The sequence below is a fragment of the Pseudomonas sp. DWP3-1-2 genome (genome assembly GCF_049896285.1).
Classification (GTDB): domain Bacteria; phylum Pseudomonadota; class Gammaproteobacteria; order Pseudomonadales; family Pseudomonadaceae; genus Aquipseudomonas.
On sequence record NZ_JAFCTZ010000001.1, the window covers coordinates 766,401 to 778,418 of the forward strand.

Here is a 12,018-nt window from a genome sequence, read left to right on the forward strand (position 1 = left end):
GCTAATCTACACATGCATCACTCGCGCCCCCAGCGACTGAACGCGAGTCGTTGGCTTTTCGGATCGGCTGCTGAAGTCTCGAGCGACCATAGAAAAACAGCGCGCTCAGCAGCGTACTCAGCCACACGAAAATACCGGCCCAAAGGGTGTGCGAGAAATAGTGCCAACCCTGCACCACCCGCGCGGTGCCGTAGACCATGCCCAGGACGCACACGCCAGCCAGCAAGATATTGGAATAGTGCCAACGATAACGTCGTGCAACGAAGTACACGGCGAACATGCTGAACGCGCTGGAAGCATGTCCACCTGGCCAGCATCGCCCGGATCCGGCTTCGTGCCACAGGGTGAAGTTTTCGAACCATTCCCTGCGAATTTCAGTGCCGCCATAGAGCGTCGTTTCAACCGGGCAATAGATGCTGGTATGACTTTTCAAGAAGTGAATGACGCCGGTACTCAGCGCAAAAGCGACGATGATGAAAAAGAAATCAAGCCGGTGTTGGCGAAGAAATTTCAGTGGGGTCGCCACTGACGAACGAACGATGCACCCGGCGAGCCGCGTCTCTCGGTACCGCTCAAGACACGGCCAGAGGAAGGAAAGAAACGCCCCTACAATAGCCAGCTCACCGGTCCAGTTCGGGATGATCCGCGCCCATTTATGCGTCACTTTTTCAAACGCGTGAACATGGTCGATGGGAAACACACCGGCAACCGGGTCATAGAACAGATTCGTGAACAGACGATCCAGATCTGTCAGGTCGAACGCGATAAACGTCACCAACGCGAACAGTATCGGAAGGCCGAGGTTGCGACTGTAAAACCTGAATCGAGTACTGGAGACGTTCATCAATTCAACCGCTCAATGTTAAGTGTTGCCCATTGGTCTGCATCCAGCGACCCGATAATCTTCGGCGGGTGCCTGCCATCCACCTTGACGAAAAAGGCTTGCGCGTAAGCGCTGGAACGGTCCCCGCCACGCACGCCCATCCTTCGTTCGAATTGGTCTATGCAGCCACTATGGGTAATCAGAACCAGATTCTCTGCCGGCTTTTTATGAGTGATCAGGGCATCCCCAAAGCCACCGTCACAGTCGCTGACCCAGTCCTGGGTTTGTACGGTCTGCCCCAGGATAAATTCAGCCGTCTGCCGAGTGCGGGTCATCGGACTGGCAACCATTCTGGTTTTCTCAAGCCCCAGGCGCTGCAGACCGGCACCCACCGCCAGCGCTGAACGGCTGCCGTCTACAGTGATGCCATCCGCGCTGCCAAGGCACGTATTAACGGATCGATCACATCGTTCCGCATGCCTGACCATCACCACGACGTCTCCTCGGGCCCACTGTTCGGCAAGTCCTGACTTGCGCAGGTGAGTCCCCACACCCAAGTCAACAATAGACGTCGAGGTCCACAACCAACTCACTGTCGCCAGAAGCGCAACGGTAACCGTAATCATTGCGATAGACACATAGTTAATGTGAGGCGTTCGAGAGGCATCTCTGGAAACTATCGATTCATTCATCACAGTGTGGATCACACCAGCGCTCCTGAAAAATAAAGATGATGCCATTCGGACTTGAATAGCGAATGCCATCCCACCCGCAGGCTGCAAAATAAAAGACGCTCCGTAGTTGACCGGTGAAAAGAGTGTGAAAAAAAAGTTTAAGTTTTTGCCTTTCTTAATTATTTACCCTTGCAGATCGACCTCTGAACCGTGCGCCACGCGACGTTTAATACGCCACTTTTTGTTGTCATGTTTTTCACAAAAAATTGACGAACTGCCCCCTACAGTTCGCACTCTGGAGAAAGCACCGCCAGGCGCCGTAGCACGCCCCTATTTTTCAAGTAGAAACGTATGTTTAAAATTAAACCCGTGTACCCGGAAGTGGCGATTGTGGTCGCCAGCACCTTCCTGTTAATTGGTTTCAATACGGCCCTCTGGCAGCACGTATTCAGCATTACAGAAGCCACCAGAACGGGCATGCTTCTGAGGCTGGCATTGGGTGCTCTATTGTTTTGCATCTTTAATATAGCCATCACCTTACTGTCCTTTCGCAAAGCATTAAAACCTGTTCTGACGACCTTATTCATGATCAGCGCTGGCGTCGCTTACTTCATGAATAGCTATGGCGCGGTCATCGATGTTGGCATGCTACGAAACCTTGCAGAAACCAATGCGACTGAGATAGGAGGCCTGCTTTCCCCTAAACTGTTTGCTTACATTGTGCTGTTAGGCCTGCTGCCTTCGTTCCTGCTCTTGAAAACGCCCATCCGCTACCGGCGTTTTCACCACGAGCTGCTCAGTAAAGTATTGGTTTGCGTTTGCTGCACCGCCATCCTCGGCGCCATTGCGCTGCTGAACTATCAAGGCCTGTCGTCACTTTTTCGCAATCACCATGAGCTGCGACTGATGGTCGTACCCAGCAACTACATCGGCGCGTCCATCGGGTACCTGCGTGAACAAGTGGTCACAGCGAAAAAACCCTTCATGAAAATCGGTGAAGATGCAATGCGTGGCAGCCAATGGGCACAGCATTCGCGTAAATCCCTCACCGTGCTGGTTGTGGGCGAAAGCGCGCGAGCGGAGAATTTCAGCCTCCTGGGCTATAACCGCGACACGAATCCAGAACTGCGCAAAGAACAGGGAATGATTGCTTTTACCGACGTCCAGTCCTGCGGCACTGAAACAGCGGTATCAGTACCTTGTATGTTTTCCAATATGGGGCGCAAGAATTATGAGGCATCCACTGCCAAAACCCAGGAGGGCTTGCTGGACTTGCTCAAGCGTGCTGGCCTCGAGGTGGTTTGGAGAGATAACCAGTCCGGCTGCAAGGGTACGTGCGACCGCGTGACGGTGCAGGATGTCAGCAACTCCATAGATCCCGGTTTGTGCACCGCCACCGAATGCAGGGATGAAATCCTGCTGCAGGGTTTACAGAATTACATTGACCAGCTTGATAAAGACACGGTATTGATACTTCACCAGATGGGCAGCCACGGCCCCGAGTATTTCAAGCGTTATCCCAAGGCATTCGAGAAATTTACCCCGGTCTGCGAAAGCAATGCACTGGATAATTGCAGCCGGGAAAGTATCGTCAATGGTTACGACAATACCCTGCTCTATACGGACTACGTGCTGGCCAGCCTAATTGATGTATTGCGTAAAAATCAGAACAAGGTCGACACCGCAATGATTTACCTCTCGGACCATGGCGAGTCTCTGGGCGAGTACAACCTGTTCCTGCACGGCACGCCTTACATGCTCAGCCCGGATCAACAAAAACATGTGCCGCTGTTTGTCTGGTTTTCGGACAGTTATCAGCAATCATTCTCGGTCGATACCACCTGTCTGCAGAAAACTCGCGACACGTCATTAAGCCACGACAATCTGTTTCATTCGATGCTTGGCTTGCTAAAGGTCCAGACCCAAGCCTACGACGCCACGCTGGATATGTTTGCGGGCTGCAGAGGGGGGGCTACTCCAGGTGTCCTAGCCCGTAATGACTGATTCTCGTCTGTATACTCAGGACGCCCGGCAAGGTTTTCTACGCCGAATAAAAATGAGGGACCCATGCGCATACTCGTTATCGAAGATCATAAAGATATCCTGGCCAACATCTCGGAGTACTTCACGCTCAAAGGGTACGAAGTGGATGGAGCCCTGGATGGATTGACTGGGCTGCATCTTGCAGTGACCGGTAACTATGACGCGATCATTCTGGATCTGATGCTACCCGGAATGGACGGCAACCTGGTCTGCAAAAAGATCCGGGAAACCACCAGGCAGCAGGTCCCCATTCTGATGCTGACCGCCCGGGACCAACTGGAGGACCGACTGACCGGGTTCAGCGTTGGCGCGGATGACTATATTGTCAAACCGTTCGCACTGTCAGAGCTGTTTGCTCGCGTTGAAGCCATTGGGTGGCGTGCCAATGGTTTTCGCAAGCACATACTTCAGGTACATGACCTGACCTACGATCTGGACTCGCTGGAAGTGAAGCGGGCAGGACAGCTGCTCAGACTCAACCCGACCAACAGGGTGCTTCTTGAATTACTCATGCGTAAAAGTCCCTTGTTGGTGAGACGCCGTGAATTCGAGCAAGCCCTTTGGGGCAGTAATACACCTGACTCTGACAGTTTGCGCACCAGCATCTACACGCTGCGCAGAACAATAGACAAGTCCTTCGATATTCCCTTGCTGCACACTGTTCACGGCATGGGCTACAAATTGCAAGGTCCTCAATAGAAACGGCGGGCCCTGTCACAGCTCAAACAATGCCACGCCCACACTTAATGCGGGCAGAACGCGGTTAGCGATCCTGGCGTGCGAATAGCATTTTCGAGATTGCCATCATGAGCACCTGAACCGTCAGGTTATGCTCAACCTCACTCGAGCCGAGTTGATCAAATAACTGCGCACACCCGACATCGCGATTCAAGGCCGGATGAGCGACTGATTCGGTAGCGTTTTCCTTCCTGCGTAACGCCCTTCATAGCGGTTATCACCTTAGACCCGGTCCCGGCTAAGCTCACCGTCGATGCACCGCGCGACGGGCGATCGTGCCCGCCAGACACATTGATGCAGTGGCCACCCGCCTGCGGGATCGCCTGGCGAACGTTGTGGTGGGCGACCCGTCGGTGGAAGGCGTGCGCATGGGCGCGCTGGCGTCTCACGACCAGCAGACAGACGTTGCCGAGCGCCTGGAAAGCCTGTTGCAGAGCAGTGACCTGTTGTTCGGTGCCCGCGACGGCTTCGAGCCACGCGGTGAAAACGTCAGCCAGGGCGCCTTCTTTGCGCCAAGGTTGCTGCAATCACGTGACCCGCACGCCGAGGGCGGTGCTCACGATATCGAAGCGTTCGGCCCGGTCAGCACGCTGATGGCCTACGACGATCTGGAGGAAGCACTGGTCCTGGCGGCGCGCGGTAAAGGCAGCCTGGTCGCGAGTCTGATCACCAAAGATCCACGGATCGCCGCCAGGGCCATCCCGGTGGCGGCGGCCTGGCACGGCCGTTTGCTGGTGTTGGATCGCGAATCGGCCGCCGAATCCACCGGCCACGGCTCACCCCTGCCACAACTCAAACACGGCGGTCCCGGCCGTGCTGGCGGCGGCGAAGAACTCGGCGGTCTGCGCGCCGTGAAGCACTACCTGCAACGCGCGGCAGTGCAAGGCTCGCCAACCATGCTGGCGGCAGTCACCGGCGAATACGTGCGTGGCGCCAAGGTTATCGAAACTGAAGTGCATCCGTTTCGCCGGTTCTTCCAGGACCTGCAGATCGGCGAGTCGCTGCTGACTCACCGTCGCACCGTGACCGAAGCCGATCTGGTGAACTTCGGGTGCCTGTCCGGCGATCACTTTTATATGCACTTCGATGAAATTGCAGCGAAAGAATCCCAGTTCGGCAAACGCATCGCCCACGGCTACTTCGTGCTGTCGGCGGCGGCCGGTTTGTTCGTCTCTCCGGCCCCCGGCCCGGTGCTGGCCAACTACGGTCTGGACACCCTGCGCTTTATTAACCCGGTTGGCATCGGAGACACCATCCAGGCGCGCCTGACCTGCAAACGCAAGATCGACCAGGGCAAGAAGAGCCCGCAGGGCATTCCCCAAGGGGTGGTGGCCTGGGATGTGGAAGTGACCAATCAACTGGGAGAACTGGTCGCCAGTTACGACATCCTGACCCTGGTAGTGAAACGCGAAGCGTCATCCAACTGATGCCTTGAACGGCAAGCCCGCTTACGAGGCCCCGCACTGACAGGGGGGCCCCAGAGCGGGCGAATCAAGGGCGAACCCCCATACCGACGTGACGATCGACAGCGTTCACGGGCTGCCGGGGTAAGCTGCGCCTCACGCATCGAGTGCTCGCTGCTTGGCTATTTCCTGGTTTCGCAGGATGAAACGCTGCAGCTTGCCACTGGGGGTTTTCGGCAGTTGCTCAACGAACTCCACTTCTCGCGGGTAAGCGTGGGCGGCCAAGCGCCGTCGAACATGCAGCCGCAGTACCTCGGCCAACTCGTCGCTTGGCAAATACTGCCTGTTCAATACGACAAAGGCCTTTATCAGCTCAGTGCGTTGCGGGTCGGGCTTGCCAACCACGGCCGCCTCGACCACCGCCGGGTGTTCGATCAGGGCGCTTTCGACATCGAATGGCCCGACTCGATAGCCGGACGTGGTGATCACGTCATCGTCGCGGCCCACGAAGCTGATACTGCCATCGTCATTCATCTCCACCACGTCGCCACTCAAATAATAGCGGCCGACAAAGGCTTTGGTGCTCATGCCGAAGTACCCGTCGAACCAGCACAGAGGCGAGCGCTCGCGGTCAATCGCCAGAATACCCGGCTGCCCCGCCGGCAGTTCCCGCTGCTCCGCATCAAGCACAACAACGCGATATCCGGGGACGGCATAACCCGCGGAGCCTTCCCGTATCGGGTGACGCAGCCCGTGGTGATTGCATAGCACCATGCCAGTTTCGGTCTGGCCGTAGTGATCGTGAATGACGACGCCGAGCTTCTCGGCAAACCAGCGAATGACTTGCGGGTTAAGCGGCTCTCCAGCACTGCTGACGACCCGCAGGTGCCCACGAATGGCGTCAGCGAACGTGTCGCCTTCGGCGATCAACAGCCTATAGGCCGTTGGCGATCCGGCCAGGTTGCTGATCGCGTATTGGGTTACGACCCGGCAAGTGCTCTCCAACGTGAACGGGCCGTCGTAAAACAGCGTGGCATGACCTGAAGCCAAGGGCCCGGTGACCGTGTAGTACAAACCATAGGCCCAGCCAGGGTCGGCGAGGTTCCAGAAGTGGTCTTCTTCACGCAGGTCAATGCAATCCCGCATATAGCCCTTGAAGGCGAGAATCGCGCGCAAGGGTACTTCCAACGGTTTGGCCGGCCCCGTGGTGCCCGAGGTACACATCAGCATGAAAGGTGCATTGCTGTGTAGCAGCAGCGGCTCGCATTCACTGCTCTGACGCTGCAAGGTGCTCCAGAAATCGAACTCGCCCTGCGGGCTACCGCCCACCAACAGGATGACCGGGCAGTCGGCGATCTCATCCAGCTTTGGCCGATTGACGGTATCGGTCACGATCCAGCGTGCGTTTGAGCAGCCCAACCGCTGCTCGATTGCCTTGGGGCCAAACGCGGTAAACAGCGGTTGATAGACCGCCCCCACCCGCCAGGTCCCCAGAATGGTGATTAACAGCTCAACCGTTCTTGGCATCAAGCCGGCAACGCGGTCTCCTGGCTTGACGCCCTGCTCCCGCAGGAAGTTGCCAAACCGCGCAGCATGGGCCTGCAGTTCGGCGAAAGTATAGTGTTCGGCGCGACCGTCCTGTGTTTCGCAGTACAAGGCCACCGCCTCGCCGTTGACGTGTCGATCACAGCACTCGACGCAGCCGTTAAGGTACTCAAGATTGCCTTGCAAATCCTGATCAACGGCGTGCAGGTAATCAAAGGCAGTGATCGCAGACTGATAATCGCGCATGACGATCTCTCATTATTATTGTTGGGATCATGTGTGCGAATACTAGCGCTGCCGTCCGGTACACGACCATGGCAAAACGGCTCAAAAACCCTGACTGCTTTGGCCATTCCTTGGGGTCGCACGCAGTGAGTGCCCCGGGGCTGGCACCGGTTCAGCCGCTCAGCCTTTATCGACGATTACCAGTGGAATCGGTGATGATGGGTTATCAAGCCAACGCCGGCCTGGACCAGGTCCCTGCCGGCCAGCAACTCCAAGACAAAAGCGCCGCTGATCAATAGAAGTACGCCAGACGAAACTGCAATGAATTATCGATCTTCACACCTTCCCGTACCGACGTGTCATGCATAAGCTGCCCCATAACCTGTGTCTGCTTGCCCAGCATGGTCGCAACGGTAAAGCCAAGCGTGCCGTTACTGCGACTGGTGGCCAGGGTGTCATGGTCGAGCGTCTCGCGCGCGCCCCAGTTGTGGCGGTAAGAGATGGCCGCGTAGGTGTCGGGAGTGAAGTTGTAGCGCAGGTGATTGTGTAGTTGAAGTAACGGATCTTTTTTCGCATCGGTGGAACGCTGTTCGCCGTAAAACTCGGTCTCCGCGATCACGTCCCAGGTGATTTTGTCGGTAAGCCCTTTGATATAACCCACCTGAAAGTCCAACGCCCAGCGGTTGCTGCTCAAGGCGAAATCCTGATTCTTGTCGCTGCCGGTCGGGGCAGTGACAAAGACTGACCAACCCAGATGTTCGTTTTTGGCAAGGTCCGCGATGGTCCACACGGTGCCACCAAAGATGATATCACCCAGCCCCGAAGTCTTGCTGTCGCTGGTACCGATCTTCTGGTAGCCGAAAGGAATGACAATCTGCGGGTCCCAGGTCAGCCCCGTGTTGAAGAATTCGGTGAAATGGATCAACCGCAAGACGCCGACGGTCATGTCGAGGTCAAGGTTGTCGGCAACCTTCTTACCGCCCGAGTAAACCTTGTCGCCCCGGGGGTTCTGCTGGTACAGGACCACCACGTCAGTACCCTGAGGCAGCGCGGTGTAGTCGCCCGGATCAGGTTTTACATCGGCCTGAGCCAGGCCGGCCAGGAATGTACTGAGGGTCAAAATGCTAAATCTTTTCATGGCGTGTCCCTTTGTTTTTATTGTGGGCATAGCGTCGCCGTGGCGACTCCGCGAGGAGTCGACAGGCACAGGTGAAACAACGTGGGATCAGTTCGAGGCGTCAGGCACGGCGGCCTTGAGATCGGCCTGCAAATCCTGGGTACGCTTAATCAGGTATTGCCGGATCGACTCCATGTCTTCGCGCTTGAGAATGTCGGAGAAGTTCGGCATGCCCTTGGCAATCAGCGCTCCGCTGACAAAGGCCGGGAACGCGGCGTGTTTGTTGTCATCCAGGTAACGCAGGTCCGGCACCACGCCGCCGCTGATGGCATTGAGGCCGTGGCAGCCGGCGCACAGGCCATTGAACAGGTTGCGCGCCTGAGCCAGTTGCTCGGGGGTGGACGTCAGTACCTGATGATTACCCGGCAGAACAGGCGCAACCTTGGGTGGCGGCAGATCGCCGTGGGCACCGAGCTTGAAGGCGATGACCCGTGATTCAGCACGCACCTTGCCCTTGTTGGTCAAGGAGCCGGTCAACAAGGGCAGAATTCCGCCCCAGCCCACCGAAAACGCGACGTACTGCTCGCCATTGACGGTGTACGTCACCGGTCCCGCCATCACCCCGGAGTTGGCCCGATGCTCCCACAATTGCTTGCCGGTATCGGCGCGATAGGCAACCACGCGGCCATCGGCGGTGCCCTGGAACACCAGGTTACCGGCCGTTGCAAGCGTGCCGCCGTTGCCCGCGCTGATATAGGGCTGTTTCCAGGCCGCTTTCTGTTTGACCGGGTCCCATGCGATCAGCTCACCGCTCCAGGCGTCACGGATTTTATTCAAGGCTTTCGGATCTTCCGGCAGGTCCGGCACATCCAGACCGAAGTTCAGCACCGATTTGTTCGGCACAAACTGCGGGACCTTGGCGGCCTTCAGTTCCGCCAGGGTGTACTGGGCCGGAATGTAGACATAGCCGGTCTTCGGGCTGAACGACATGGGGTGCCAGTTGTGCCCACCGAGAAAGCTTGGCTGCACGACTTTCGGTTCTTTGGCGTAGTCCGCCGCGCCGGTGAGAATCGGGCGCCCTGTTTTCAAGTCGATGCCACTGGCCCAGTTCACCGGAACGAAATTCTTCGCCGAGAGCAGCTTGCCGTTGGTTCGATCAAGCACATAGAAGAAGCCGTTTTTCGGCGCCTGCATGATCACTTTGCGCACTTGGCCGTCGATTTTGATATCGGCGAGGATCATGTGCTGGGTTGCGGTGAAATCCCACTGGTCCTGGGGTGTTATCTGGTAGTGCCAGACGTATTCGCCAGTGTCCGGCCGCAACGCCAGGATCGAAGACACATACAGGTTGTCACCCTTGCCATTGGTGCGGAATTGGTAATTCCACGGCGAGCCGTTGCCCGTGCCGATATACAGCAGGTCCAGCTTCGGATCGTAGGCCATGGAGTCCCACACAGTCCCGCCGCCACCCCATTTGACCCAGCCGTCGCCGTCCCAGGTGTTCAACGCCTTGGCCATGGCCGCGTTTTCCGGTGGCAACTTCGGGTCGCCCGGTACGGTGTAAAAGCGCCAGGCCTGCTTGCCCGTCTCGGCGTCGTAGGCGGTGACGTAACCGCGCACGCCGAACTCGGCGCCGCCGTTGCCGATCAGCACCTTGCCTTTGACGATGCGCGGAGCCCCGGTGATGGAGTAACTCTTGGTGCGATCAATGATGGTGTCGACGCTCCACACCGGCTGACCATTGGCGGCGTCCAACGCAATCAAGCGGCCATCGAAGCTGCCTACATAAACCTTGCCCTGCCATACCGCGACGCCCCGGTTGACCGGGCCACAGCATCCTTGGCTAAGGTTTTCGGGCGGGACTTTCGGATCGTACTTCCAGAGTAATTCCCCTGTGGCGGCATTGATCGCATAAACGATGCTGAAGGCGCCTGTGGTGTACATCACGCCATCGACAACCAGCGGTGTGGCCTCGGTGCCGCTGTCGATGTCCAGCTTAGTGGTCCAGGCCAGGCCCAGTTGCCCGACGTTGGCATCATTAACGCTCTTGAGCGGGCTGTAGCGCTGCTCATCATAGGTACGGCCATGGCTCATCCAGTTGCCCGGCTCCTGATCGGCGGCGATGATTCGATGACCGTCGACCTGCGCCGGACCCGCCCACGCAAAAGAGCCGATCACGGCCATCAGTAAAGGGGTGCTTGTCAGCAAGCTCCGCGTGTTCATTATTATTCTTCTCCAGCGATGGTCGGCTCGGTCTCAACCCAAGCCCAGGCAAGCCTATTAAAAAGCCTGCCACGCCTTGCCACTTGACTGAGTCTGCCAAACCGCTTGGCATTCTCTGCCAACGTGGTACTCACGCAACCTGGTGGCGGAAATCACGAGGGGCGTGTTGGAAATAGCGCTTGAACGCCCGGCTGAAATGCGCAGCGTCGATAAAACCCCACTTGAAGGCGATCTGGGTGATCGACTCATGGCGCAAATCGTGGGCACGCAGGTCTTGGGCTATCCGCTCCAGACGGCGTTGCTGAATGTAGCGGGAGATACTTTCTTGCCGCTGTTCGAACAGGCGGTAGAGCTGCCGAACCGAGACGTTCAGATGCCGGGCCAGATAGTCAGGGCCCAAGGCAGTCTCGTGCAGCGATGTTTCGATCAGGCGTGTGGCCAGCCCATACAGATCATCATGCCCCACACAGGCAAATCCGGGCTGCGACTCGGTACGCGCGTCCAGGCCAGCGGCGGCCAACCCGATCAGTGCTTGCTCCAACGCCGGGCCATCGCGTTCACCGCCGTACCCGTCACTCAGCTCGACGTCGCCCAACGAGCGTATCAGCGCACGAATCGTATGCGTGGCAACGCTGTTACGGGCCAGCTTGCCAAACAGCGGATTTTCGCCAAAGTGCTGCCTGACTTCCTGACGTGACAGATGAACCGAGATATTTTGCACAAGCCCCTGTGGCTCGATCTCGAACGCTCGGGCCGAGTCCACCAATGCCAGGTCGCCGGGCCCCAACTCAAGCACCCGGTCCTGATGGCGAATCCGTTCATAGCCACTGCTCTGGAGAATCAGAAAGCAATGGCGGTCGTCGTCCCCATCACCCTGAGTGCGCCGCCGACTGATGAGCCCTGCATTGGTACGGATATAGGCCAACTCCAGGCCGCCGACATCCTGACCGTGGACACTTCCGATAAACAGCCTGTGGCGATCTGAAAGCGCCGTGCTGAAATTGCCGCACACCGCACGCAAATCACGATCCCAATGGGTGAACTCGGAGCAAGAGTGAAACATGGCTGGCATACCCCGTCCTACCTATTATTATCAGTTATGCCGTTAACATATTATCTATTTTTGGCGGACACAAGCGGTCACTTCAGTGAGCCTTAGCCACGAGAGAGTTGACACGCATGACCCTGACGTTGTGAAACTCTAAGATGAGATAACCTTCAAACAGG

The 12,018-nt window shown here is 57.3% G+C and carries 8 protein-coding genes and 1 pseudogene; 3 read left to right on the forward strand and 6 right to left on the reverse strand.

The window, feature by feature from the left end; genetic code table 11:
• Position 1: 1 nt before the first annotated feature.
• Together ACP7B0_RS03630 and ACP7B0_RS03635 are read right to left on the reverse strand one after the other, a co-directional pair.
• A complete protein-coding gene (locus ACP7B0_RS03630) occupies positions 2 to 844 on the reverse strand; it encodes a phosphatase PAP2 family protein (protein ID WP_426139541.1) in 843 nt (280 codons plus the stop codon).
• On the reverse strand, positions 844 to 1,530 hold the full coding sequence (locus ACP7B0_RS03635) for a histidine phosphatase family protein (RefSeq protein WP_426139542.1): 687 nt from the start codon (positions 1,528 to 1,530) through the stop codon (positions 844 to 846). Before ACP7B0_RS03635 ends, ACP7B0_RS03630 begins: the two co-directional genes overlap by 1 nt.
• Before the next feature lie 318 nt (positions 1,531 to 1,848).
• Here ACP7B0_RS03635 and ACP7B0_RS03640 point away from each other — a divergent pair, with 318 nt between their 5' ends.
• The 3 genes and pseudogenes from ACP7B0_RS03640 to ACP7B0_RS03650 all read left to right on the forward strand — a co-directional run.
• Complete coding sequence (locus tag ACP7B0_RS03640; protein WP_426139543.1) at positions 1,849 to 3,501, forward strand: phosphoethanolamine transferase; 1,653 nt, start codon at positions 1,849 to 1,851, stop codon at positions 3,499 to 3,501.
• 63 nt (positions 3,502 to 3,564) lie between these two features.
• Entirely contained in the window at positions 3,565 to 4,239 is a 675-nt protein-coding gene (locus ACP7B0_RS03645; protein WP_426139544.1) for a response regulator transcription factor, read from the forward strand.
• A 281-nt stretch (positions 4,240 to 4,520) separates the two neighbouring features.
• Positions 4,521 to 5,705: pseudogene (locus tag ACP7B0_RS03650) on the forward strand (aldehyde dehydrogenase family protein); the annotation flags it as partial.
• A gap of 132 nt (positions 5,706 to 5,837) precedes the next feature.
• On the opposite strand, the gene ACP7B0_RS03655 reads toward ACP7B0_RS03650, so the two are convergent.
• The 4 genes from ACP7B0_RS03655 to feaR all read right to left on the reverse strand — a co-directional run bounded on the left by ACP7B0_RS03655 (position 5,838) and on the right by feaR (position 11,863).
• Positions 5,838 to 7,472, reverse strand: a complete 1,635-nt coding sequence (locus tag ACP7B0_RS03655) for an AMP-binding protein (protein WP_426139545.1) — start codon at positions 7,470 to 7,472, stop codon at positions 5,838 to 5,840.
• 271 nt (positions 7,473 to 7,743) lie between these two features.
• A complete protein-coding gene (locus ACP7B0_RS03660) occupies positions 7,744 to 8,589 on the reverse strand; it encodes a transporter (protein WP_426139546.1) in 846 nt (281 codons plus the stop codon).
• An 87-nt stretch (positions 8,590 to 8,676) separates the two neighbouring features.
• On the reverse strand, positions 8,677 to 10,791 hold the full coding sequence (locus ACP7B0_RS03665; RefSeq protein WP_426139547.1) for a PQQ-dependent dehydrogenase, methanol/ethanol family: 2,115 nt from the start codon (positions 10,789 to 10,791) through the stop codon (positions 8,677 to 8,679).
• Positions 10,792 to 10,921: 130 nt separating this feature from the next.
• Entirely contained in the window at positions 10,922 to 11,863 is a 942-nt protein-coding gene (feaR, locus tag ACP7B0_RS03670; protein WP_426139548.1) for a transcriptional regulator FeaR, read from the reverse strand.
• Positions 11,864 to 12,018 lie beyond the last annotated feature (155 nt).